Source organism: Filobacillus milosensis, from assembly GCF_004402015.1.
GTDB classification, from domain to species: domain Bacteria; phylum Bacillota; class Bacilli; order Bacillales; family Alkalibacillaceae; genus Filobacillus; species Filobacillus milosensis.
The window spans coordinates 136,807-161,151 of the sequence record NZ_SOPW01000003.1 but is presented as its reverse complement, the minus strand read 5'-3'; the positions used below and the strand labels follow the sequence as shown (position 1 = coordinate 161,151).

The window sequence follows — 24,345 nt, the reverse complement described above, 5'->3', positions numbered from 1 at the left end:
TTATACACCCTTTAAAGCCTTCAAGTCTAAAAAGGCTTTTAAATGTTCTTCAATCTTTTCTATAGAAAATGGTGATACAAATGGTTCACCTAAATCATTTAATAGAACAAAATTTATAAATTGATTAGAATTCTTTTTATCATTCAACATTTTATCTGAAACTGTTGAGATGTCACTAATATTTATTAAATTCAAAGGAAAACCTAAGTTCTTTACCCAGTTCACTAATTCCTCATTAAATAACTTTTCATCTTTATCATTAATACAATCTGATAAATATATCGCAAACAACATGCCATACATAACACATTCACCATGTGTGACATGACTTTTAGTTGATTCAATGGCATGTCCTAAAGTATGTCCAAAGTTTAAGAAACGTCTAATGTTCCCTTCATGTTCATCTTGTTCAACGAAATGTTTTTTTACACTAAGGGATTTGATTAGCCATTGATCAAATAAAGGATGACTTGGGTCGATCGTATTAATACCTTTTAATTCATTTAACAGATCTACATTAAATATAAATCCGTGTTTAACCATTTCTGCAAAACCTGATCTTAGCTCTTGCTCGTTTAATGATTGAAGCATTTCTGTATCATAAATAACTGCTTGTGGAGGATAAAAACTTCCTAATATATTTTTCGTATCTAATAAATTGATACCTACTTTGCCTCCTACACTACTATCATGTGCTAAGAGAGTAGTTGGAACTTGTATAAAATCAATACCTCTCATATAAGTTGCCGCAACAAATCCTGCTAAATCACCGACGACTCCTCCACCTAATGCGATAATGGCTGAGTGGCGATCAAAATTATTATTTAGTAAATACTTTTGAATTTCCTCATATTTCGTTAATGATTTAGATTGTTCACCAGAAGGTATAATAAAAGACTTACATTTTTGATCAATGCTTTGTTTAACATCTTCTAGATACAATTGACTTACATGTTCATCTGTAACAATAGCTATCTGAGAATATTCTTTATTTAATTGATCCCCTGCTTTAAATCTCAGCTTTTTTTCGATATAAATATCATAGCTATGTTCATAGGATTTAACTTTTAATGTATTCATTAAAATTGTCTAATCCTTTCTCTATGCTTCTCGATTTCTTCTTTTAATTGATCTATCGTATCAGATGTAAACTGTTCTAATATGGCATTTGCTAACTCCCAGGCAACAATATGTTCCATCACGACAGAAGCTGCTGGAACTGCACAAGAATCTGAACGTTCAATACTTGCTTGAAAAGGTTCTTTTGTATCAATATCTACACTATTTAATGGTTTATATAAGGTTGGAATAGGTTTCATGACACCTTTTACGACAATAGGCATACCTGTTGTCATTCCACCTTCAAAACCCCCTAGTCTATTGGTTAAACGATAATATCCTTTTTCATTATCATAAGCAATTTCGTCATGCGTTTCACTTCCACGTTTGTTAGCTGCTTCAAAGCCTATACCGAACTCAACGCCTTTAAACGCATTAATACTAACGACGCTACCTGCTATTCTACTATCCAATTTCCTATCAAAGTGCACATGGGACCCCAGACCAGCCGGTACACCCTCAACATAAACTTCAACAACTCCACCAATAGAGTCGCCGTCTTTTTTTGCTTGATCTATCGCATCCATCATAGACTGTTCTTGTTTTTTGTCTAATGAACGGACAGGGCTTTCGTTAGATCTTTTAATTTTATCTTGCATAGATAAATGATGTTGGTCTTCAGCTTGTACTTGATAAATCTGCTTTACATAGCCAATAATCTCTATTCCAACTTCTTTTAATATCTTTTTAGCTACTGCCCCAGCAGCTACACGTGCTGCTGTTTCCCTTGCAGAAGACCTTTCCAATACATTCCTCATATCTCGATGGTCATATTTCAATGCTCCATTTAGATCTGCATGTCCTGGACGTGGCTTCGTTATTTGTCTTCTAACTTTTGCACTTTCATCAATCGGAACTTCACCCATGATGTCTGTCCAATGAATAAAATCATCATTTGTTATAACTAGACTGACCGGAGAGCCTAACGTATAACCATGTCTAACTCCACTCATAATTTCTACTAAGTCTTTCTCGATTTTCATTCGTCTTCCACGGCCGTATCCACCTTGACGTCTAATCAATGAGTGGTTGATGTCTTCTTTAACCAAGTTTAATTTAGAGGGTATACCCTCTATGATAGTAGTTAATTGTTTTCCGTGTGATTCACCTGCTGTTAAATACCTCATATTATCACCCTTACTTGTTAACTTTCTGGTAAAAAAATGTACTGAGAACATCAAAGTCATATGATGAAGGATTAAATAGCTGCTCAGTACTACCTACAAATAGAACACCATTAGGTTTTAATGCTTTAGAAAAATTGCTGTAAATAGTCGATTTTGCTTCTTCTGTAAAGTATATCAAGACGTTTCTGCAAACAATTAAATCTACATTCTTAGGGTAGGAATCTGCTAATAGATTATGTTTTTTAAAAGTGACAGCTTGTTTAAGCTCATCACGAACAGTAAACATTTTGTCATTTTGCGTAAAGAATTTGTTTATTTTATCTTGGGGAGCTTCTTTAAGTGAACGTTCAGGGTATAGTCCCATTTTCGCACGTTGAATAGCATTTTCATCAATATCCGTCGCAAGAATTGAGACATTATTTAAGTCATAAAAATCACTAAGTAACATGGCTAGCGTATACGGTTCTTCTCCAGTAGAACAAGCCGCACTCCAAACTTTTAAAGACGGTTTTCCTTCAGCTAAACCGGGTATAATTTCATCTTTTAATATTTCCCACCTTTTATAGTTACGATAAAATTCAGATACGTTAATAGTCATTCGATCTAGCATCTCATGCAATAACGTTTCATCAGAATCCAATGCTTTAAAATAAGTATCAAATGAACTAAATCCTTTTTTATCTCTTAAAGACGTTAAACGCCTTTTCATTTGTTTTTCTTTGTATTGAGATAAATCAATTCCTGATTTGTCATAGATTAATTCAACAAATTTTATGTAATCATCTACCATTAAGTTTCTCTCCCAATTTACAGTCTTAATCACATTATAAGAAATCCACGGAAAATACGCTATAAATTTATGTATAAATACATGTTTTTAATTTAGATACTCTAGATATATAAGTGTATCATGAGTTAAAAAATCAAAAAAAGAAAAGGCCTTATAATTAAGGCCTTTTACTAATTAATAAATCCACTGATTTTGATCTTTATTGTAATCTAAAAGGTCAGATTCATTAAAGAATAATCCAATTTCACGTTCTGCAGATTCAGGTGAATCAGAACCATGAATTACGTTCTTCCCTACTGTTAATCCGAAATCTCCACGAATTGTACCGATATCAGATTCTGCCGGGTTAGTTGCTCCCATCATTTTACGAGCTGTAGCAATTACATTTTCACCTTCCCAAACCATTGCGAATACTGGAGCAGAAGTAATGAAACCAGTTAATTCACCAAAGAAAGGCTTGTCTTTATGTTCTCCGTAATGCTCTTCTGCTAATGCTGTAGAGATTTGCATTAATTTTGCACCAACAAGTCTAAAACCTTTTTTTTCAAAACGAGCAACGATTTCGCCAATTAGGTTACGTTGAACGCCATCAGGTTTTACCATAATAAAAGTTTTTTCCATGATATTCACCTCAATAAATAATTTGTAAGCCGTCAAAAATTTTATCAAAGTTTGTCACAAAAAACAATCGTTTTTGCAATAACATTTAAATCACAACCAAGTGAGGTTAGAATTTCCGTTCACCGAGATAGTGCGCAATATCTGTTAATAGACGCTTCTCTTCAATATCCGGAAGTTGATTGACCGTGTTAAAAGCCTTTTCTAAAAATTTCTGGCTGATTTGATAAGCTCTTTCAATTGCATCAGATTCTTTGATATGTAGAATCACTTCATTTATGTTCATAGATGGATGATCTTTATTATTAAAATAATCTTGAATGGCATGATAAACCTTTTTGTCTTCAATTGCGAATAGAGTTGGTAATGTAATATGTCCGTTTAATAAATCACTGCCAACTGGTTTTCCTAGCTCTTTTTCTGTTGATGTGAAATCTAATATATCATCTATGATTTGATAAGACATACCAATATAATAACCATATAATTTCAAAAGCTTTTCAGTAGATGGATCAACATTAGCTGCAATGGCCCCCATTTGAGTACTAGATGCAATTAATAAAGCCGTTTTACGTTTAATCCTTCTAAAGTATGTAAAGTAATTTTGATTAATTTCGAATTTGTCGCGGATTTGCTCAATTTCACCTATACATAACTGATGTATCGTATTAGACAACACTGAATGTATTCTATTGTCATCAAAAGATTTTAGTAACTCTAATGTGCGAGCAAATATGTAATCACCGGTATAAACAGCGGTTCCGTTGTCCCATTGTTTATTAACGGTTGGTTTCCCACGCCTAACCATAGCATGATCAATAACATCATCATGCACTAAAGACGCCATATGAATAAGTTCTAATGCAACTGCTACATCAATAATCTTATTCTGATTGTCACTGCCAAATTTAGAAGATATTAAAACAAAAATAGGTCTGATTCTTTTACCGCCTGCAGTTAGCAAATGATTAGAGGCAGATTGAATCATAGTGTTTTCCGCTTTAGTTACTCTCTTAATTTGTTTTTCAACTTGTTGAATATCTTTATTCATATATTTAAAAGCTGTAGCTAACTTCATTGTTTTCACCTTTAAAGTTATTTTGTCTTAGTTCCTAAATGCATCGCAGCTGCCCCTAAAGCATAACTTTTGACCTTAACATTGTTAAATCCTGCTTCTTTAAACATTTCAGCCAGTGTGTCTTTATTAGGAAAGTTTTTCGTTGATTCATATAACCAGGCATATTCATCATAACTCTTTGCAAACACTTTACCGAAGATTGGCATGATATGCTCAAAGTAAAAGAAATAGAGTTGTTTATAGACTGGTATTGTGGGTTGTGAGGTATCTAAACATACGACTTGTCCACCTGGTTTAACAACACGATACATTTCCTTTAAAACTTGATTATAATCAGGCGTATTCCTTAAACCGAACCCTATCGTTACATAATCAAATGTATCGTCTTCATAAGGAAGGTTCATAGCATCCCCATGAACAAAATTTATATTAGAGATGTTCTCTCTTTTTATTTTCTCTTCTCCGACAGACAACATATTCTGACTAAAATCTAAACCTTCTACTTGTCCGTTCTTACCAACTGCTTCTGATAAAGCTATGGTCCAATCCCCTGTTCCACAACAAACATCCAAGCAATTAGAACCCTCTTCTACATTCATTTCTTTCATGACATCATTTCGCCAAGCTTTATGACGTTGAAATGAAATAATGGAATTCATTTTGTCATATCTATTGTATATTTTTTCAAATACCGAGTGAACTTTCTCTGATTTAGTTTGCTGTTCCATACGTAATCTTCCTCTATTATTATTTAGTAAGACTCCAATGTTGCTTTCTTAAAGAGATCATACGGTGTGATAACAGGTGGTCTCTATCAGTTAATATTTTAATCCAGCAGCTGTCGCTTTGATAGACTAACTCATCAATTATTTTTGATTTCACTTCTTTTTCAGGTAAATTATAAAGTGAAATGATGGCTTCTATTAATCCTATATGTATTTTTTCAATATGTTTTAGCTGTATTTCCATATCATGACCTTCGTAATTATGTAATACAGACATTTTTAAATCATTGATTTCCTTTATCTTCTCAATAAAATGATATAATTCCTCTAATAAATTTTGTTGTGATAGCAATCGGTAGAAATAAGAACTATGAAAATCACCAACCAGGACCTGTAATTGATTAGTTTGACTACGATCTTCAGCCATGTTTTCGTTAGTTTTTAAGTCAACTAGATCATGTATATCTAAAGAAGTTTGCATATGTAATAATGCATTAAATATTTGATTTGCAGAAGGTGTTTCAGCTTCAATTAATAATCTCTTAAACCACGAAATTTGTTTGTTAGATAATACTTCATCATAAAGTGATGCACTTATATGAGAATGTTTATATTTTGTAATAAACTTATGGCGTATATCTTCAGTGTTTTCTAAATTAATCAATTTAATCACCTATTAGCTAGATTCAAAGCAGGTATTAATAAACTTTCACTTATTATTGTAGCATTTTCTTTAATCATTATCTATTATCTCAACCTTAAACAAGGAGTTAACATTAAGAGCATTTTAATAATGATCTTTGAATTATTCTTTACATTAAAAAAAGGAGGGAAAGCTCCCTCCTTTTCTGCCCTATGTATAGCTATTATTTTACAGCGTCTTTTAGGGCTTTACCTGGTTTAAATGCAGGTACTTTGCTTGCTGGAATATTAATTTCTTTACCAGTTTGTGGGTTGCGACCTTTACGTGCAGAACGCTCACGTACTTCAAAGTTACCGAAACCGATTAACTGTACCTTTTCAGCTTTCTTTAAAGAACCTGTAATAGAATCTAATACCGCATCTACAGCTTTAGATGCGTCTTTTTTAGATAAGTCCGTTTGTTCAGCTACTGAATTTACTAAGTCTGTCTTGTTCATTTATTTCACCTCCTCTCAAATTGCTAATTATCAGATAATACCATTGTTACCACAATTTAAACAAAAATACGTTCAACATGCAACATATTCATGCAATTGGGCACAAGTTCTTACACGATAATTTAATGTTTAGCATTATTTTCTAGTTCGTGTAACTGCATATTATCACAAAGCACAATGGAATTTCAATAAAAAATCGCTTCAAAATCGCATTTTATCAGGGTTTTTATTAATTTTTTCAATTTTATAATACTATTTGACTATGCGACAGCAATAATTTTGAAGGCTCGTCCTGTAAGTATTTTGTAGCTATTTAACTTTATAAAGGCGATGTTTAACTTTACTCTTATTTTTTTAATCCCTATAAAAGCACGCTTTCCGTAGTCTTATCTGCTTTAACTTTGGTCCCGTAATCGCAGGTGCAAGGCCTGGCCACCTTTTACTTTAAGTCAAACACTTCATGTTTTTTGTTATAATTTATCTATAACTGATCCTTTAGTATAAAACAAAGACAAAATAAAAAAGCGACAAAATTGTCGCTTTTATAATATAATGGCTATTAGTCCACCATTTCCTTCGTTAATGATTCTTTCTAGCGTCTCTTTTAATTTATATCTTGCATGTTCTGGCATTAATGTCAGTTTAGCATGAATCCCTTCTCTAACAATTGAACTTAACGAACGGCCAAAGATGTCTGATTTCCAAATAGATAATGGATCTTCCTCAAAATCTTGCATAAGGTAACGAACCAGTTCTTCACTTTGCTTTTCAGTTCCGATGATTGGAGCGAATTCAGACTCTACATCTACTTGAATCATATGAATGGATGGAGCAACTGCTTTTAATCTAACACCAAATCGTGGTCCTTGACGAATAATTTCTGGCTCTTCTAACCTCATATCCTCTAGTGCTGGTGTCGCAATACCATAACCAGTCTGCTTAACCATTTGTAGCGCATCTGATACTTGATCGTATTCTCGTTTAGCTTCAGCATAGTCTTGTAAAAGCTCTAATAGGTGATCCTTACCACGAATCTCAACACCAACAATTTCTTTTAGTACTAGATCGTATAACTCATCAGATGCGTGTAAATCAATTTCAGCAACACCTTCACCCATCTCCATACCAGAAAGATTTGCATCAGTGATGAATTCATAATCATAGAAGTCACCTACAACGCGATCAACATCTCTTAAGCGTCTGATATTTTGTACGGTTTCTTGAATAGCCCCTTGGAACTGTTTACGAAGCCAATGGTCTTCTTTTAATGCCATTACCCAGCTTGGGAGGTTCACATTAACTTCTAATACAGGGAATTCATATAAAGCTTCTCTTAGCACATTATAAATATCATCTTCCCTTAAATTCTCTACAGACACTGGTATAACAGGAATGTCATATTCTTCAGAAATCTCATTTCTTAACTCCATTGTCTCTAATTCATGAGGTCGGCTGGAGTTTAAAATCATAATAAATGGTTTACCAACCTCTTTTAGCTCTTCTACAACCTTTCTTTCTGCTTCAATGTAGTCTTCTCTAGGAATGTCACCAAAGGATCCATCTGTTGTTACAACAATACCTACTGTAGAATGCTCCTGAATTACTTTTCTAGTTCCAATTTCAGCTGCATCATGAAACGGGATTGCTTCTTCATACCATGGAGTATGAATCATTCTAGGCCCATTTTCGTCCTCAAAGCCTTTTGCTCCCTCTACAGTGTATCCTACACAGTCCACCATTCGTACTTTAACATCTAAGCCTTCTTCAACCGAAATCTCAACAGCTTGATTCGGGATGAACTTAGGCTCAGTTGTCATAATCGTACGTCCAGCAGCACTTTGAGGCAGTTCATCTTTTGCTCGTTCTCTGTCGTCTTCACTATTGATATTAGGAATTACGACAAGATCCATAAACTTCTTGATAAATGTTGACTTACCAGTCCGGACTGCTCCTACAACGCCTAGGTAAATATCTCCGTTCGTCCGTTTTGATATGTCATGAAACACGTTGAATTTTTCCATTATATCCCTCCGACCCTGTACAATATCGTACACCTATTATTCGATGCAATATTAATTTATGATGTTGTCCTATTGATTTATGACTTAAATCTAAAAAAAATAGAGATTCTAATTTAAAATAAATAGAATCTCTAACTACATACGATATATTTATTCAGTTGTTTGTGATACATGCTCCTTAAATATAATTTCTCCATCAACTAAACTCATTGGTGGGGAATAAGAAGGAACGATTGGATAATGATCAGTTAATAAATACCTTAAATCACCATCATACTCATTAATATTTTCCTTTTCTAATATGCGATAGACGTCTGGTCTATAATCAACTAATGGTTTACCTTCATGATTAATGATAATCTCTAACTTCTGGCCTGAATAAGGACTTTTAACAGTTGGTACTTCATCCAGTTCAATGGCTTCCAGGTTAATATTAAAATAACCTTTATTAATCATTTCACCGTATGGCGGGTAAAGATTTTCATTACGGTAAATATTAATTTCATAATTAATAGACCTTAGTTTTTGGTTTACCCGTACATCAGCTACTTTTACTTCAACTTCATTTTCTGGATCCAAAATTACATAAGAATATGGTCCGCCTCGCTCATAAGAGTTGCCTGGAGGCTGTCCCAAAATATTTGCATCACTTAATTTAGTAAAATCTATTGGATACTTAATAAAAATAGGAGTTTGTTGCCCTCTATTCTTAATAGGTAACAATCCACCATTTTGATCTTTATATTGGTTAACCGCTTGTTGAACCTCATTTAATTGCTCATCATTGGTGGGTGCGTTTTCAACCTTTTGACTATCCGGGTATAAACAAGCTTGCAGTAATAACGTTGTTAGTATAATAATTGATAGTTTTAATTTCATGTTATCCCACCTTAACCAGTTGGACCGCTAAATACGATAAAAAATATTATAAATCCACCAATGATTAAAAGAATATAAGCTAATATACTTACAATCACTCTAAAAATACCTTTTAACTTATGTCTTGCTAGTACAATTAATAATGCTGAAATAACTAATGAAGCCATACCAGCAAATGATATGTACATTCTTAACATACCTTCAGACATTCTAAAATCAAGCCCTTTCTATTTAGTGCTATCGGTCGTATTATAGCATAAAATGTACCGTTCAAAAGAATAGAAAGTTGAATAAAGTTATATTTACTTCTGGCTTGAAATTTGAACACAAATAAAAGAGGCGTTGGGGCATCACACCTCTTTTATGACTAATTCCTCATGACAAAGCAGCTCATATTGACTGGTGCAGTTTATAGTATGTCTAATTGTTTAACTTGAAACTTCTCTTGCCTATTCCTTACACTATTTTTTAAATAATTGTTGTAAAGCGTTGTAATCTAATTGATGACCCTTCTTTGTAATCATTTCTACAATACGGTCCTCTTTTTGTTGACTTAAAGGCTTATTGGCCATTCGAGCAAGTTGACGAACTAAATTTCGTACTGTTTTTTCATCTGAAAAATTAGCATGCTGCATTGACTGAGCAACTTGCATGATTTCTTGTGGCGAAATGTTCGCCTTCTTTTTCAAATGGTCAAAAGCAGATTGTTGGAAATCTTGACTCATTTTGTGCTCCCTCCTAAAGTTGCATTCGTAATACTATATGCAACCAGGAGATAGCTGTTGTGTGTGTTTATGGACTATTTTACAAAAAAGATGATAAATCTTCCAGCTCTTTTGTTTTGCCTCTATTCATTAAATCGTCTACAACTTTTTTAGGCTCTTTTTCATGGAATAATAACTCGTATAATCCTTCAGTTATCGGCATATCTATATCTAACTTTTGAGATATTTGGTAGGTTGCTTTAGTGGTTCTTACACCTTCCACCACCATGCCCATCTGATCTAAAACATCTTGTAAAACGTAACCTTTACCTAACATATTACCTGCTCGCCAATTTCGGCTGTGTTTACTCGTACAAGTAACGATTAAATCACCTACACCTGTCAAGCCAGCAAAAGTTAATGGATTAGCATCTAATTTAGTTCCTAAACGAGCAATTTCTGCTAGACCACGAGTAATTAATGCAGATTTAGCATTATCTCCATACCCTAACCCATCAGAAATACCTGCTCCTAAGGCTATTATATTTTTTAATGCCCCACCGATTTCAACGCCAACTACATCTTCATTTGTGTACACTCTAAAATTCTCATTCATGAATAGATCTTGAGCGATTTCAGCTGCTTTTATATTATACGAAGAAACAGTTACCGTTGTAGGTTGTCTAAGAGCAACCTCTTCAGCATGACTTGGACCAGATAAAACAACTATATGTTCTCGGACATGGTCGCCTAATTCGTCTTCAATCATTTCAGAAATACGTTTATGTGTTTCTGGTTCAATTCCTTTTGAAGCATGAATGGTGGTTTGGTCATTTTTAATAAATGGTCTCATACTCCGACATACTTCACGTACAGCTTTAGTAGGTACAACTAATAAAATGGCCTCAGCATCTTCAACAGCATGCTGCAGGTCAGAGTAGCCTTTTAGATTATTAGGTAAAGAAATGTCAGGAATATATTTTTTGTTGGTTTTATGTTCATTAATTTCTTGAGCTTGTTCCTCTCGGTGCGACCAAAGTCGAACCTCATGCTGATTATCAGCAAGCACGATGGAAAGAGCTGTTCCCCAACTTCCAGCTCCTATTACTGCGATCTTTTTCATCATCTCACCTCAAATATTATTTGCGTTGTCGAGCATATATTTTAATTGGTGTACCAACAAATCCGAATGCTTCTCTAATTCGGTTCTCTAAAAATCTTTCATAAGTGAAGTGCATTAACTCAGGGTCATTAACAAACACAACGAAAGTCGGTGGTTTTGTTGCAACCTGAGTGGTATATAATATCTTTAGTTTTTGTCCTTTTATGGACGGAGTAGGATTTATAGCTAAAGCGTCTTCTATTACTTCATTTAATAAATTGGTTCGAACACGTTTTGAATGGTTTTCACTAACTTCAACAACCATTGGCAGTAACGTGTGAATTCTCTTCTTAGTTTTAGCAGACAAAAATACTATTGGTGCATAGGATAAGAACTGAAATTGCTGACGTACTTCATCTTCAAATTCTTTCATTGTATCTTGAGATTTCTCTACAGCATCCCATTTATTGACCACAATTACAATTGCTTTTCCGGCATCATGTGCATAGCCGGCAATCTTTTTATCCTGCTCAATAATTCCTGTATCAGCATCAATTACTACTAAAACAACATCAGAGCGCTCAATTGCTTTGAGAGCACGTAACACACTGTATTTCTCTGTAGATTCATAAATTTTTCCACGCTTACGCATACCTGCAGTGTCAATTATCGTAAAATCTCGATCATCTTTTGTAAAATTAGTATCAATCGCATCTTTTGTAGTACCTGCAATATTACTTACAATTACACGTTCCTCACCTAATAGCGAGTTCACTAAAGATGATTTTCCTACATTTGGACGACCAATTAGAGAGAAGTAAATTCGATCATCGTCTTCTTCAATTTCATCTTGCTCAGGGAAGTGTTTTATCACTTCATCTAATAAATCCCCTAATCCTAAACCATGGGTACCTGATATCGGAAATGGCTGACCGAAGCCAAGCGAATAGAATTCATACAATAAATCTTGCATTTCATAGTTATCAATTTTATTTACAGCTAATACGACAGGTTTGTTGGATTTATATAATATTTTTGCTACTTCTTCGTCAGCAGCAGTTATGCCTTCACGACCATTTGCAAGAAAAATAATTACATCAGCTTCTTCTATGGCTACTTCAGCTTGTTCACGTACTTGTACAATTAATGGCTCATCACTAATATCAATACCACCAGTATCGATTAAATTGAAGTTAGTGTGTAACCACTCAGATTCAGCATATATTCTGTCTCGAGTAACACCTGGTGTATCTTCAACAATAGATATACGTTCTCCAACTAATCGGTTAAAGATTGTTGATTTTCCTACATTTGGACGCCCTACAATGGCTACGACTGATTTTCTCATATGTTTTCATTCCTTCATTGCTAATAATGCTTTTTCTTAACTTTGTAAAGTTTGTTGTAGATTCTGCGAATCGCTGCAAGCGGACGCTTTCCGTGGGCACGGCTTCAACTTCCCAAAACTCACTCTCGTTCGTTTTGCGTGATTTTCAGCTCGTGCTGTTCCCACAGGAGTCGCCGCCTTACGCTTTTCGCAAAAATATTCTTTTTAACATTTTGTATATAATATCAGTAAAAATTTTACATTGTCTCTTTATTAATATACTTTGGTTATATTCAAATTTAATTCTATAATGATTCAAAATAAAAAAGTGGCATTACGCCACTTTTTTTGACGGAACTCAGCGGCTGAAATAATTTTACACAAACTATTATTCACCAGCATTAGACTTAAGAATAGTTTGGTAAGCTGATCCGTTTAATCATTATGATTTGTTATTTAGATCTTTTAAACGGTCACCGATAAGGTCTCCTAATTGAAAACCATTATCTTCTTCGTCTTTTTTATATTTTTGTAATTCAACATTATCTTGTTCTTCTTGAGCTTCCTTTATGCTTAGAGAAATACGTTTTTTCTCTTCATTTATATCCAGAACTTTTACTTTAACTGTTTCCCCTTCTTCTAGTACTTCATGTGGGTTTCCAATATGTTCTTTTGATATTTGTGAAATATGAACTAACCCTTCAACACCTGGTTTAACTTCAATAAACGCACCAAAATTAACTAATCTTTTAACATCGCCTTGAACGACGTCTCCGGTTTCAATCTCCTTATCGATTCCTGACCAAGGTCCAGGTTGAGTATCTTTTAATGATAAGGCAATACGTTCTGTATCGCGATCAACTGACAACACTTTTACTTTAATGCTGTCCCCTTCACTAACAACATCCTCAGCTTTCTCAACATGATCATGAGATAATTGAGAGATATGGATTAGACCATCAACGCCACCTAAATCAACAAAAGCACCAAAATTAGTGATACGTTGAACTTTACCTTCGACTATTTCTCCTACTTCAAGCGCTTGCAATGTGTCTTTTCTTTTAGCCTTTTGTTCATCTTCAACAACAGCGCGATGTGATAAAATAACTCGATTTTTAGCTTCATCCATTTCAATAACTTTAACTTGCAAAGTTTGTCCTTTGTATGACTCAAAATCTTCGACATAAAATGCTTCGACTTGTGAAGCTGGCATGAATGCTCTTAAACCTGCATCCATGACTAATCCACCATTTACTACGTCCATAACATTAGCCTCAAAGACTTTGTCTGAATCAAAATTTTCTTGAAGGTTATCCCAAGCTAATTTTTGAGTTAATTGCTTTCTAGAAAGAATGATGGCTTCATCTTCAACTTTTATGACTAATAATTGTACTTCTTCGCCTTCAGATAATACTTCGTTGGTATGTTCTACATGTAGATGAGATAATTCGGAGATAGGGATAATACCATCATATTTTTCACCGATATCTACAACTACTTGCTTATCTTCTAATTTCAAAACTTTACCTGATACTTCTTGACCTATTTCTAACGTTTGTTCAACTTGATTTTCTTGACGCTCGCTCATCATATTTCCTCCTTCAACTTCTTACTAAGAACAACATCTAAAACATATTTAAGTGTTTTTTAGTTTTCAGAGTTTCTAATATTTTCATAATAACATGAATTAGCGATGTTCATCTAATAAAGACTTAATATTCTCCATAATTTCATCCGTCACTTCTTGAGCACTTGGCTTCTCTTTTTCTAATGAGTTAAAGTTAATCGGGCTGCCATAAACAACTTTTAACTTAGAAAATTTTTTATATGAACCAATTATAGCACAAGGTATGACGGTTGCATCGGATCGCATAGCAAAAAAACCAGCACCAGCTAAACCTTTTTTTACTTCACCATTTTTACTACGTGTTCCTTCGGGAAAAAGACCTATTGTATGTCCATCAGATAATAATTTCAATCCAGTTCTCAAAGCATTCCTGTCTCGCATACCTCGTTTTACAGGAAATGCATTTATTCCTATTAATAATTTGCCTAACCATTTTTTTTGGAATAACTCCTCTTTCGCCATAAAATGGACTGTACGAGGACTTGTAATTCCAACAACTGGTGGGTCAAAATTTGAGATGTGATTAGAACAAATAATAACTGGGCCCTTTTTCGGAATATTTTCTCGCCCTATAATTTCGATTTTGAAAATAAATTTAAAAACAATTTTAACAAGTGTTCTCGCAATATGATATAGCATTTCCTGGCTCCTTATGGATTTTTTACAAGAGATAGAATATTCTCGGCTACTTCTTCAATACTTTTATTCGTCGTATCAATTTCTATAGCATCATCTGCTTTGACTAAAGGTGCAATCTCTCTTTCTGAATCAATTTTATCTCTTTGACGAATTTCTTCTTTTAATTGTTCTAAATCTGACTCAAATCCTTTTTCGAGATTTTCTTTATGGCGTCGTTCTGCCCTCTCTTCCACTGATGCAACAAGAAAAACTTTCACCTCAGCCTCTGGTAATACAAATGTTCCTATATCTCTTCCATCCATAACAACATTACCGCTTTCAGAAAGTTGGCGTTGCATTTCCACTAGTTTCTCACGAACACGTTCATGTTTTGCAATGAATGACACTTGGCTAGTAACATCATGGTCACGAATTTCATTGGTAACATTACGATTATTAATGAAAACATCTTGTCCATGTTCTTTATTTTCAAAGGTGATTTTTATTTGATCTGCTAAATCCGATAATGATTGTTCATCTTCAACATTTGTATTTGTTTCTAGGGCTTCAAATGTAAGGGCTCGGTACATTGCACCTGTATCTATATATACATACCCTAATTTTTTAGCAATAATCTTTGCAACTGTACTTTTTCCTGCAGCCGCTGGTCCGTCGATAGCAATTTTCATGGTCTATAGATCCTCCTGGAAGTTTACTTGTTTAGAACTTTTCTGCGTTTTTCTAGTTGTTTTTCAAAACAATACTTTATTATTTTCTCTCGTTGTTTTTCATCTACGTTAACAAATTTGTATGTAATTTTAGGTGATGATGCATCTGTACCAGCAATACATCGTATAACTTCTGCATCAGATGTAAAGAAGTTATAATCATTTGATTGAAAAGGTAAAACGATTGTCAATTTCATAATATCTCCAGATTGATACCCTTTTTCAAGTCCAGAACCAATAACCGCTATTCCTCCACCGCTTATGTCGACTGTGCGTGTGATTAATGACGGTTTTTCATCATCAACTGGATGAATGGCTACGTCTAATGACACATCAACTCTGACATATTGTCTGCGTTGTATTTTCCTGACTTCACTTTTTAGCGGTACTCTGATTGCTAAAACAGGTATTTTAATTTTTTTACGCCCAACAATTTCTGATGAGAAAACATAAACATTTCCGTCATCAGCCACATAAGACACTTTAAATTCTGAACCATCCATAAACAAGGCCGTGCGCCCAGTTCTTTCATTTATAGGGTAGTCTATATAAATATTATTTTTCGTCATTTCAGCAACTTTACATTGGAAACGGTCTTCAACTTCACCATTTTTAAACGTTTCAATAGTTAGTTTCATCCCTACTTTTAACATCTTAACATCCCCTGTGCGGTTTCAATTACTTATATTATGTCAAAAAAAATGAAAAAGGAAAAGACTTAATTCGCCTTTCCCTTTTTCAACCTGAATTAATCCACACCGTACAGCTGCTCTGATTGTTGTAGTTTTTCTACTTTTTCTTCAAAACCATCATTCACATTTATATAAACACGGTAAGTTTGATCGTTTAATGTACCAATCAATTCATAACATAATACTTCGTCACCTAGATCATTTTGTATAACAGCCTTTCTTGTATCCAGGATCTTTATGTTGGGATTAACATATTCTTTTGCTTCTTCGACAGATAAATTATCTTCAAAATTAACATCTTCTCTCGCAGTTGTGTTTATAATGTAATCTCTTGCGCTTAAGCCGACTATATCTCCGTTATCTAATGCAACTTTGACCTGGAGACTATCCGGGTAATAATAAACATCATCTTCTACCCTGACAAAACGAAATACACCTACGCGTTCATATTGAGAACTTTCGACCATTTCAACTTGCTCATAACCTAATCCTTCTAATAATTCTTGAGCTTGTTTCATGCCTTTATTTAAGCTAATTTGGCTATCTCCAATTTCTCTTGTAAGCATATATGAAATCATATTTGCTCCTTGCTTTGTAACTTCTGCATAACCGTGAAGCTCTCCTGTTTCAAAAGAAACATTATACATTGAAATATTTGATCCTTCACCTGTTTCTGTTACTTGTAATTCAACATTTTGATCAAGCTCAAATTGTTTCCTGACTATTTCTTCAACTTCAGACTCATTATATTCTCTGCCTGTCAATTTAATTTGTTCATTTTCAGACTTGTTGTTTAAGGTAAATACACCTTCATTATCAGTTGAATTGAATTCTTCTGAGTTTTTTTCAATCGTTTTTAAACCATCGATAATTGTATTATCACTAGGCTCATTTGTCGCTAGTGCTACTTCAACATCCATCCATCTTAACCCTTTGTTAAGAACTTGATGTTGAACGGTACGTAACTCATTTTTAATTTCATTAGAATTTTGATGAAGCTGTGATAGTAATTCCATTTCTTTTTCATTCAACGGTTTTTCATCTAAGTCTCGAACTGCCACTCGATATGAGAATTCTCCTAAGTTAGTTAAGAATTCTTCAGTTTTATTAAATGGTAATAAAGTTAACGGCAACTGTCCAACATCAGCCTGTGCTTCTGAAGAAATCTTCCAAATCTCCGTCAGCTGAGGCGAGAGATTTTCTGGTGTATTCATGGCCATCACTGTACTTATTTTGTCATTTAATAAATCAACACGATAAGTTAAATCGTGAAAAGCACGTTGATAATTATTCTCTGCCTGTATGAGAATCGCATTTTTTTCTTGGTGTTCTTGATATCCATAAATGACGGATCCAATAAAACCAATAAGCAAAACTATATATAATATCCAACGTATCACATTAAATCCTCCAATCTATTTACAGAATATATGCTTGCCTATGCGTTTAATTTGAGGTCTGGACCATATCCAATCAGATGTAGCCGTATTCGGGTTAAAATAATACGTCGCCCCACCGGAAGGATCCCATCCATTGATTGCATCTATTACAGCTTCTCGTGACTGTTGGTCTGGTTCCATATAAAATTGACCGTCAGCTACAGCTGTAAATGCTAGTGGCTCAAATATTACACCTGATGCTGAATCAGGAAAAGTTGAATCTTCAATGCGGTTTAATATGACTGCAGCAATGGCTACTTGCCCTGAATAAGGCTCACCACGTGCTTCGGAATAAACAGCTTGAGACATTAGCTGAATATCATTTTGGGAAAACCCTTTTGGAACATTTGTTGCTGTTGGTTGTTCGGGTTGCTTTTGTTGTTCCTGTGCTTGTTGATTTTGTCCTTGTTGAGCCGATTGTTGTTTAGCTTCAGAGTAAGGCCTCTTTTGCCCGCCATAGTAGCTAAATTCTTTACCTTGGTTTATTTGTTCTTTAATCCATTGTTTGTCGTATTCTGATGCTTTTACTAGCATATCTTTTGTTTTTTGCCCAACAAGTCCGTCTATAGGAAGACCAAATTCATATTGAAAATTTCTTACTGCCCAATAGGTTCCCCACCCAAAAACTCCATCGATTTCTCCGTTATAAAAACCGATATATTGTAACCGTGATTGCAATTCGATCACATCATCTCCAACAGCCCCTTGTTGAATGACTTGATTTGTAAAAGCGTTTGTTGTTTGATTATTTGTAAATGTACTAAAAGACAAAATTAAAGCTAGTGTTAGTAACATAATGACTTTAGTTTTTCTCAATGTTGTATTCCTCCTGACATCTAACAATATACGCTCTATTATCTTTTGTTTTTTTATGGGTAATATTCTTATAAAAATAAAAAAAGCCGACAGAATCCTGTCGACTAAAACTTAAAATCACTTATTTGGTTATTTGAAAGCATGGTAGAAAGACGTACCCTAGCTTTCTTACTATCATAATCACTACCTAAAATAACACCATGATTAATTAAATCATATGCACTACCTTCATAATCATAGGTAGGATATACAGCACCTTCCTCAGATGCAGTCGTAATTACAATTACTATGCCGTCATTTAAACACCTTTTGATTGCAGGCATCATATTAGGTGGAACTTGCCCACGACCCACACCTTCGATTATAATTCCTTGTGTATCGGTCTGTCTTAATGCATCTAAAATTACTCCATCGGCGTCAGTGTAACATTTTACGATATCTACTCGAGGTAAAAAATCCTGTACTAAGAAGTACTCTCTTTTTAATGGTCTTTGAAATACTTGTACCTGATCATTATCAATAATTCCAAGATAACCAAATCCGAAAGCATTAAAACCTTGTATATTACTAGCATGTTCTTTTTTTACATACTTGGCAGAGAATATTCTTTCATTAAATACGACTACGGTGCCACAATTATATAACTCTTCACTACAAGCACTATAAATGGCATGTCTAAGGTTGATATAAACATCACTTCCAAGGTCTGAAATGGATCGTTGAGAGCCGGTTACAACAACTGGACGGTGATCATTCACTGTTAAATCTAAAAAGTAAGATGTTTCTTCTAAAGTATCAGTTCCGTGTGTAATGACAACCCCATCAACCTCTTCATCTTGAAAATATTTATTAACTTTGTCTTTTAATAAAATCCAATCTTGTGAATTAAGGTGAACACTAGGTTTTTGAAAAGCAGAATCCACAATAATTTGAATTTCATTTGGTAAATCACATAGCGCTGCTAATTCCTCACCTGTCATTGCCCCTGAGGATAATTTACCGCTATTTTCATTAGGTTTACTCGCAATTGTTCCACCTGTTGTTAAAAGAACGACTTTTTTCATGTTATTCACCGTGATTCCTTTTTTTAATAATACTTTCTGCGATTAATTCACCGTGGTGACGACCATTTTCTATAAAAATTTCATTATTGTTATAACCTGCTGCTATTACACCTGCAATGTAAATATTCTCTAAATTGGTTTCCATCGTATGACGATCAAACGTCGGTCGACCAGTTTCTTCATCAATGTCCACGCCAGTATGTTTTAAGAAGCTTTGATCTGGATGGTATCCAATCATCGCAAAAACATAATCTGCTTCAATAATTTCTTCTTCTCCATCAATATCTACTATTAAATCTTTTTGACGAATTTCTTTCACATGCGCTTTAAAAGACATTCCTATTTTTCTGTGATTCACTAATGATTCAAACAATGGTAATATCCAAGGTTTAACACTAGGCGAATAATCTGCACCCCTATATAAAACAGTGACATTTGCACCTGCTTTTTCTAATTCAAGTGTAGCGTCTACTGCAGAGTTTTTACCTCCAACCACCACTACATTCTTTTTAAAGAATGGATGAGCTTCTTTAAAGTAATGATTAACATGGGGAAGCTCTTCACCTTTGACACCTAACTTATTAGGGTGGTCATAGTAACCTGTAGCAATAATGACATACTCTGCTTGATACTTATTATAGTTTCCTAAATATGTTTCGGTTTTAAGAATATATTTATTTTTATTTTTTGTTATTTGAGTCACTTTTTCATAATTATTAATCCTTAATTGGCCACGATCTGCTACTGTACGATAATATGTTAATGCTTCATTTCTAACAGGTTTTTGACGTTCAGAAATAAAAGGCATGCCCCCTATTTCTAATTTCTCACTCGAACTGAAAAAAGTTTGATGGGTTGGATAGTTATAAATAGCATTTGCAACATTACCTTTTTCTATTAATAAAGGGTCGATCCCTTGTTTCTTTAATTCTAAAGCTGCTGATAGTCCACATGGACCAGCACCTATGATAATTACTTCTTCTGTTTGCATAATTGCCCCACTCCTAGACATACAAAAATCTCCTACCAAAACTATGATAGGAGATTGTCATTAAATAATCAAATCGAATACATATTATTTATATGAATTAAATCCATCCGCGGAAACGAGCCGCTTCAGTCATTTTTCTAACACCGACCATATAAGCTGCTAATCTCATATCCACTTGACGGTTTTGAGAAGTAGTATAAACGTTGTTAAATGCTTTAACTAATACTTCTCGTAGTTTTTCTTGTACTTCTTCTTCTTTCCAGTAATAGCCTTGGTTATTTTGCACCCACTCAAAGTAAGAAACCGTTACACCGCCAGATGATGCTAGTACATCTGGAACAATTAAAATATCACGTTCAGTTAAAATTTTCGTTGCTTCAAGTGTTGTAGGCCCGTTTGCTGCTTCTACTACTATACTGGCTTTAATATTATGTGCATTATCTTTTGTAATTTGATTCTCAATAGCTGCTGGAACTAATATATCTGTTTCAAGCTCTAACATATCTTGGTTGGATATAGTTTCTTCAAACAGATTCGTCACAGTACCAAAGCTATCACGACGATCTAATAAGTAATCAATATCTAATCCATCCGGGTCATGTAATGCCCCTTCTGCATCCGATATAGCAATAACTTTTGCACCCATATCATACATGAATTTTGCTAAAAAACTACCCGCATTACCAAAACCTTGTACAATAACACGAGCTCCTTTAATATCGATTCCTCGCTTTTTACAAGCTTCTTCTATACAAATAGTAACACCTTTTGCAGTAGCAGATTCTCTTCCGTGAGACCCTCCAAGTACAATCGGTTTACCTGTTATAAATCCAGGGTTATTAAATTCATCAATTCGGCTGTATTCATCCATCATCCAAGCCATAATTTGAGAATTTGTAAAAACATCTGGTGCTGGAATATCTTTTGTCGGTCCAACAATTTGTGAAATAGCACGAACATATCCGCGGCTTAAAGCCTCTAACTCACGGAATGACATTTTTCGTGGATCACAAATTATTCCACCCTTACCTCCACCATAAGGTAAGTCAACAATACCCGCTTTTAAGCTCATCCAAATCGACAGAGCTCGGACTTCATTTTCTGTTACATTAGGGTGGAAACGAACCCCACCTTTTGTTGGCCCAACTGCATCATTGTGTTGTGCACGATAACCTGTGAAAATTTTTATTTTACCATCATCCATACGCACGGGAATACGAACAATCATCATACGTACAGGTTCTTTCATTAATTCATATGCTTCTTCAGGATAACCTAACTTATTTAACGCTGTTTGAATAACCTCTTGAGTTGATACAAGAACGTCATTGGAATCTTGAGAATCTGCTTGTTTATCGGCTACCATGTGTTTACCTCCTATAATAAAGAAAAGAAAAATTAAAATTAGTGCTTTCAATGACTAGTATACATTTTCGCACCGAATATGCAACATAAATCAACCATTATTTTCCCTTATTTTATTCTTTATAACAAGCGTAAATATATTCGTAAATTTGACATTTTAGTTAACAGAATTATTATTCCTCAATTGTGAGAAGAATAAACTTCTCAAGCATTTCCTCATAACTCATGTCAACAGCATTGGCAGCATCAGGGTATAAACTTGTCGGAGTCATACCAGGTAAAGTATTGACTTCAAGAATAATTGGCTGATTATTCTCATTTAGAATAAAATCAACACGAGAGTAAGTTTCACACCCTAAAACTTGATGGGCTTTAACTGAGTAATTAAGTATTTGCTCTGTTATCTCTTCATTAATTTGAGCTGGACAAATATGTTCACTTCCCCCAGCAGAATACTTTGATTCATAATCATAGTATTCACTTTTTGGGATGATTTCGATAACCGGGAGTGCAGATTCATGACCACGTTTTCCAATTACTGCACAGGTTAACTCTCTTCCCTTAATAAATTCTTCCACCAAAATTTCAAAGTCATGTGTGAAAGCCAAATCAATTGCATCTTTGATTTGGCTTTGATCATTTATAATTGATAAGCCTAGTGTTGAACCCTCTTGATTAGGTTTAATGACAATAGGAAGATTAAATGTATTAAGGATATCGTCATGAACATCTTCAACAGATGCCTGGTTAGAATAAGTTTTACCTTTAGCCACAGGAATATTATGCATTTCAAATATTTGCTTAGCTTTTGATTTATCCATCGCAAGTGAAGAAGCTAATACCCCTGAGCCAATATATGGAATGTCCATAAGTTCTAATAGCCCTTGTACAGTTCCGTCCTCACCTTGTTTACCGTGCAAACCAATAAAAACTAAATCGACGTCTTTAATTCTGTCCATTATTACATATAATTGTTTAGGATTAAAATCGATATCTACAACTTCGTGACCAAGTTTTTTTAAAGCTTGAATAATCCCTTTACCAGTTGATAGTGATACTTCACGTTCTTTAGATGTTCCTCCGTATAATACAGCTACCTTCATTAGATTCACCTCATTAATTAAAGTACTTTACAAAAATTTGTAGTGCATTATTTTCTGCAATCAACTTACCGTGCTCATTTAAAATATATGACGTCATTGTACTTGGTGAAGCATACTCAGATAATATTGAGATCAAATCTTGCCTAATTTTCTCTGTTAAAGAGGATTCATTGATATAGAGATAATACAAATGATCATAAACATACAGACTGGCATTCAGATCAAACTGATATTGCGTACCTTTTGCTGCCTGAATCACATCTTCTAAATCATTAAATACAAATATCATTTCTTTACTCTCATCCATAGTTACTTTTAATTCAATATATTCTTCACTTTCAGCTTCCTCATTATCGTTTTGAGTCACGATAATAATCATTCCTTGTGCTTGCAACATGTGAACTTTTACCATTAACATCCCATCTAAGTCCATGTTAAGTTCTTCACACGCTTCGTATAACATATCTTGAAACAATTGATTTGCCTTAGGTAAATTGTTCCATAAATCCTCCTTCGAATAGCCACGTTCACTGAGGTCATCGTAGGTAAGGAATATCTTAAACTGGTTAACGCTTAAACGTTCTAATCGCACGTAACCACCTCCACCGTCTCACTATTATCTTATGAAAAAACTCATAGTAAAATTGCCTGTATTACTCAAATCTTCTTGATTATTTTTTGTTATTTTATTAAATAGATTGAATATGTTATGAAACTCGAATTTTACAAATGTCAAAAGTTCTTATTTTGAAATGTATATTTATAATTATGATTATTAATCTTTTCTATTGATTAATTGATTTCTCCTGCACTATAAAAGATAATTCATATATTTATATATTATATTGTTCAAACTGTTAACTAACAACAACTCATTTAAATTAGACTTTGCAAAGTTACTTGTTGTTTCAGCGAATAGACACTGGCTGACGCTTTCCGATCAATTTATTTTTTTATCAACATTAAGCTTTAACAGTGCCTAAAATAAAAAAGAGTGGCTTATATAAACCACTGAACGGCATGTCATAATAATAATCAATTTGTATTCAGTATTATTGTAACCAATAATAATAAGCAAATGGAATCAAAAAGATTAAAAATATGAAAAGAGTCAACAGAGTTCTTAATATAATCTGACTAACAAACAAACTATTACGTTCTTTTTTTACGGATGATTTGTGCTTTTTTGACCTAGGTGGTAAATTTAATAAATCTAAATCCTGATTATCTTCTAATTCTTTATTCTTTGTGTATGTTGCTCTCATAGTTGTGG

At 34.0% G+C, this 24,345-nt stretch carries 26 protein-coding genes; all 26 read right to left on the bottom strand.

Features of this window, described 5'->3' with window-relative positions:
• Positions 1-1,080, bottom strand: a complete 1,080-nt coding sequence (gene aroB, locus E3U55_RS03915) for a 3-dehydroquinate synthase (RefSeq protein WP_134339028.1) — start codon at positions 1,078-1,080, stop codon at positions 1-3.
• A complete protein-coding gene (aroC, locus tag E3U55_RS03910; protein WP_134339027.1) occupies positions 1,080-2,246 on the bottom strand; it encodes a chorismate synthase in 1,167 nt (388 codons plus the stop codon). The genes aroB and aroC overlap by 1 nt, the downstream gene beginning before the upstream one ends.
• Before the next feature lie 10 nt (positions 2,247-2,256).
• On the bottom strand, positions 2,257-3,036 hold the full coding sequence (locus E3U55_RS03905; RefSeq protein ID WP_134339026.1) for a CheR family methyltransferase: 780 nt from the start codon (positions 3,034-3,036) through the stop codon (positions 2,257-2,259).
• Between the two features lie 174 nt (positions 3,037-3,210).
• Positions 3,211-3,657, bottom strand: a complete 447-nt coding sequence (gene ndk / locus E3U55_RS03900; protein ID WP_134339025.1) for a nucleoside-diphosphate kinase — start codon at positions 3,655-3,657, stop codon at positions 3,211-3,213.
• 106 nt (positions 3,658-3,763) lie between these two features.
• A complete protein-coding gene (locus E3U55_RS03895) occupies positions 3,764-4,732 on the bottom strand; it encodes a polyprenyl synthetase family protein (protein WP_134339024.1) in 969 nt (322 codons plus the stop codon).
• Positions 4,733-4,749: 17 nt separating this feature from the next.
• The gene (locus tag E3U55_RS03890; RefSeq protein WP_134339023.1) at positions 4,750-5,460 is read right to left on the bottom strand and encodes a demethylmenaquinone methyltransferase; all 711 of its coding nucleotides are present in this window, start codon (positions 5,458-5,460) and stop codon (positions 4,750-4,752) included.
• 19 nt (positions 5,461-5,479) lie between these two features.
• The gene (locus E3U55_RS03885) at positions 5,480-6,121 is read right to left on the bottom strand and encodes a heptaprenyl diphosphate synthase component 1 (RefSeq protein WP_194840813.1); all 642 of its coding nucleotides are present in this window, start codon (positions 6,119-6,121) and stop codon (positions 5,480-5,482) included.
• 202 nt (positions 6,122-6,323) lie between these two features.
• Complete coding sequence (locus tag E3U55_RS03880) at positions 6,324-6,596, bottom strand: HU family DNA-binding protein (RefSeq protein WP_134339021.1); 273 nt, start codon at positions 6,594-6,596, stop codon at positions 6,324-6,326.
• Between the two features lie 542 nt (positions 6,597-7,138).
• Entirely contained in the window at positions 7,139-8,617 is a 1,479-nt protein-coding gene (gene spoIVA, locus E3U55_RS03875) for a stage IV sporulation protein A (RefSeq protein WP_134339020.1), read from the bottom strand.
• Between the two features lie 150 nt (positions 8,618-8,767).
• The gene (locus E3U55_RS03870) at positions 8,768-9,496 is read right to left on the bottom strand and encodes a hypothetical protein (protein ID WP_134339019.1); all 729 of its coding nucleotides are present in this window, start codon (positions 9,494-9,496) and stop codon (positions 8,768-8,770) included.
• An 11-nt stretch (positions 9,497-9,507) separates the two neighbouring features.
• A complete protein-coding gene (locus tag E3U55_RS03865; protein WP_134339018.1) occupies positions 9,508-9,705 on the bottom strand; it encodes a DUF2768 family protein in 198 nt (65 codons plus the stop codon).
• 252 nt (positions 9,706-9,957) lie between these two features.
• Positions 9,958-10,221: a stage VI sporulation protein F gene (locus E3U55_RS03860; protein ID WP_134339017.1), complete on the bottom strand. Its 264-nt coding sequence runs from the start codon at positions 10,219-10,221 to the stop codon at positions 9,958-9,960.
• Between the two features lie 79 nt (positions 10,222-10,300).
• Positions 10,301-11,323 carry an NAD(P)H-dependent glycerol-3-phosphate dehydrogenase gene (locus tag E3U55_RS03855; protein ID WP_134339016.1) on the bottom strand — a complete coding sequence of 341 codons (1,023 nt, stop codon included), beginning with the start codon at positions 11,321-11,323 and terminating at the stop codon, positions 10,301-10,303.
• A gap of 16 nt (positions 11,324-11,339) precedes the next feature.
• Positions 11,340-12,650 (bottom strand): ribosome biogenesis GTPase Der, encoded by a 1,311-nt coding sequence (der, locus tag E3U55_RS03850; protein WP_134339015.1) that lies wholly within the window; start codon positions 12,648-12,650, stop codon positions 11,340-11,342.
• 421 nt (positions 12,651-13,071) lie between these two features.
• Positions 13,072-14,217 carry a 30S ribosomal protein S1 gene (gene rpsA / locus E3U55_RS03845; RefSeq protein WP_134339014.1) on the bottom strand — a complete coding sequence of 382 codons (1,146 nt, stop codon included), beginning with the start codon at positions 14,215-14,217 and terminating at the stop codon, positions 13,072-13,074.
• Between the two features lie 99 nt (positions 14,218-14,316).
• Positions 14,317-14,895 (bottom strand): lysophospholipid acyltransferase family protein, encoded by a 579-nt coding sequence (locus E3U55_RS03840; RefSeq protein WP_134339013.1) that lies wholly within the window; start codon positions 14,893-14,895, stop codon positions 14,317-14,319.
• Between the two features lie 11 nt (positions 14,896-14,906).
• The gene (cmk, locus tag E3U55_RS03835) at positions 14,907-15,563 is read right to left on the bottom strand and encodes a (d)CMP kinase (protein WP_134339012.1); all 657 of its coding nucleotides are present in this window, start codon (positions 15,561-15,563) and stop codon (positions 14,907-14,909) included.
• A gap of 23 nt (positions 15,564-15,586) precedes the next feature.
• Positions 15,587-16,255: a flagellar brake protein gene (locus E3U55_RS03830; RefSeq protein WP_134339011.1), complete on the bottom strand. Its 669-nt coding sequence runs from the start codon at positions 16,253-16,255 to the stop codon at positions 15,587-15,589.
• A gap of 95 nt (positions 16,256-16,350) precedes the next feature.
• Entirely contained in the window at positions 16,351-17,694 is a 1,344-nt protein-coding gene (gene ypeB / locus E3U55_RS03825) for a germination protein YpeB (RefSeq protein ID WP_134339010.1), read from the bottom strand.
• Positions 17,695-17,709: 15 nt separating this feature from the next.
• Entirely contained in the window at positions 17,710-18,528 is an 819-nt protein-coding gene (sleB, locus tag E3U55_RS03820) for a spore cortex-lytic enzyme (protein WP_134339159.1), read from the bottom strand.
• Positions 18,529-18,653: 125 nt separating this feature from the next.
• Complete coding sequence (locus E3U55_RS03815; RefSeq protein ID WP_134339158.1) at positions 18,654-19,613, bottom strand: asparaginase; 960 nt, start codon at positions 19,611-19,613, stop codon at positions 18,654-18,656.
• Between the two features lies 1 nt (position 19,614).
• Complete coding sequence (locus E3U55_RS03810; RefSeq protein ID WP_134339157.1) at positions 19,615-20,604, bottom strand: YpdA family putative bacillithiol disulfide reductase; 990 nt, start codon at positions 20,602-20,604, stop codon at positions 19,615-19,617.
• Positions 20,605-20,701: 97 nt separating this feature from the next.
• Positions 20,702-21,970 (bottom strand): Glu/Leu/Phe/Val family dehydrogenase, encoded by a 1,269-nt coding sequence (locus E3U55_RS03805; protein ID WP_134339009.1) that lies wholly within the window; start codon positions 21,968-21,970, stop codon positions 20,702-20,704.
• A 172-nt stretch (positions 21,971-22,142) separates the two neighbouring features.
• Positions 22,143-23,072: a D-alanine--D-alanine ligase gene (locus E3U55_RS03800; protein ID WP_134339008.1), complete on the bottom strand. Its 930-nt coding sequence runs from the start codon at positions 23,070-23,072 to the stop codon at positions 22,143-22,145.
• 13 nt (positions 23,073-23,085) lie between these two features.
• A complete protein-coding gene (locus tag E3U55_RS03795; protein ID WP_134339007.1) occupies positions 23,086-23,664 on the bottom strand; it encodes an adaptor protein MecA in 579 nt (192 codons plus the stop codon).
• A 460-nt stretch (positions 23,665-24,124) separates the two neighbouring features.
• Positions 24,125-24,337: a hypothetical protein gene (locus E3U55_RS03790; RefSeq protein WP_134339006.1), complete on the bottom strand. Its 213-nt coding sequence runs from the start codon at positions 24,335-24,337 to the stop codon at positions 24,125-24,127.
• Positions 24,338-24,345: the final 8 nt, after the last annotated feature.

What these genes read in the sequence shown, in the direction of transcription:
- E3U55_RS03865 (WP_134339018.1), bottom strand. Translation starts at nt 9,705, where the DNA reads ATGTCTGAAGGTATGTTAAGAATGTACATATCATTTGCTGGTATGGCT.
- der (WP_134339015.1), bottom strand. Translation starts at nt 12,650, where the DNA reads ATGAGAAAATCAGTCGTAGCCATTGTAGGGCGTCCAAATGTAGGAAAA.
- rpsA (WP_134339014.1), bottom strand. Translation starts at nt 14,217, where the DNA reads ATGAGCGAGCGTCAAGAAAATCAAGTTGAACAAACGTTAGAAATAGGT.
- E3U55_RS03895 (WP_134339024.1), bottom strand. Translation starts at nt 4,732, where the DNA reads ATGAAGTTAGCTACAGCTTTTAAATATATGAATAAAGATATTCAACAA.
- E3U55_RS03860 (WP_134339017.1), bottom strand. Translation starts at nt 10,221, where the DNA reads ATGAGTCAAGATTTCCAACAATCTGCTTTTGACCATTTGAAAAAGAAG.
- E3U55_RS03905 (WP_134339026.1), bottom strand. Translation starts at nt 3,036, where the DNA reads ATGGTAGATGATTACATAAAATTTGTTGAATTAATCTATGACAAATCA.
- E3U55_RS03855 (WP_134339016.1), bottom strand. Translation starts at nt 11,323, where the DNA reads ATGAAAAAGATCGCAGTAATAGGAGCTGGAAGTTGGGGAACAGCTCTT.
- E3U55_RS03830 (WP_134339011.1), bottom strand. Translation starts at nt 16,255, where the DNA reads ATGTTAAAAGTAGGGATGAAACTAACTATTGAAACGTTTAAAAATGGT.
- E3U55_RS03880 (WP_134339021.1), bottom strand. Translation starts at nt 6,596, where the DNA reads ATGAACAAGACAGACTTAGTAAATTCAGTAGCTGAACAAACGGACTTA.
- aroC (WP_134339027.1), bottom strand. Translation starts at nt 2,246, where the DNA reads ATGAGGTATTTAACAGCAGGTGAATCACACGGAAAACAATTAACTACT.
- spoIVA (WP_134339020.1), bottom strand. Translation starts at nt 8,617, where the DNA reads ATGGAAAAATTCAACGTGTTTCATGACATATCAAAACGGACGAACGGA.
- E3U55_RS03840 (WP_134339013.1), bottom strand. Translation starts at nt 14,895, where the DNA reads ATGCTATATCATATTGCGAGAACACTTGTTAAAATTGTTTTTAAATTT.
- E3U55_RS03890 (WP_134339023.1), bottom strand. Translation starts at nt 5,460, where the DNA reads ATGGAACAGCAAACTAAATCAGAGAAAGTTCACTCGGTATTTGAAAAA.
- E3U55_RS03790 (WP_134339006.1), bottom strand. Translation starts at nt 24,337, where the DNA reads ATGAGAGCAACATACACAAAGAATAAAGAATTAGAAGATAATCAGGAT.
- E3U55_RS03805 (WP_134339009.1), bottom strand. Translation starts at nt 21,970, where the DNA reads ATGGTAGCCGATAAACAAGCAGATTCTCAAGATTCCAATGACGTTCTT.
- E3U55_RS03870 (WP_134339019.1), bottom strand. Translation starts at nt 9,496, where the DNA reads ATGAAATTAAAACTATCAATTATTATACTAACAACGTTATTACTGCAA.
- E3U55_RS03815 (WP_134339158.1), bottom strand. Translation starts at nt 19,613, where the DNA reads ATGAAAAAAGTCGTTCTTTTAACAACAGGTGGAACAATTGCGAGTAAA.
- cmk (WP_134339012.1), bottom strand. Translation starts at nt 15,563, where the DNA reads ATGAAAATTGCTATCGACGGACCAGCGGCTGCAGGAAAAAGTACAGTT.
- aroB (WP_134339028.1), bottom strand. Translation starts at nt 1,080, where the DNA reads ATGAATACATTAAAAGTTAAATCCTATGAACATAGCTATGATATTTAT.
- E3U55_RS03810 (WP_134339157.1), bottom strand. Translation starts at nt 20,604, where the DNA reads ATGCAAACAGAAGAAGTAATTATCATAGGTGCTGGTCCATGTGGACTA.
- ndk (WP_134339025.1), bottom strand. Translation starts at nt 3,657, where the DNA reads ATGGAAAAAACTTTTATTATGGTAAAACCTGATGGCGTTCAACGTAAC.
- sleB (WP_134339159.1), bottom strand. Translation starts at nt 18,528, where the DNA reads ATGTTACTAACACTAGCTTTAATTTTGTCTTTTAGTACATTTACAAAT.
- E3U55_RS03800 (WP_134339008.1), bottom strand. Translation starts at nt 23,072, where the DNA reads ATGAAGGTAGCTGTATTATACGGAGGAACATCTAAAGAACGTGAAGTA.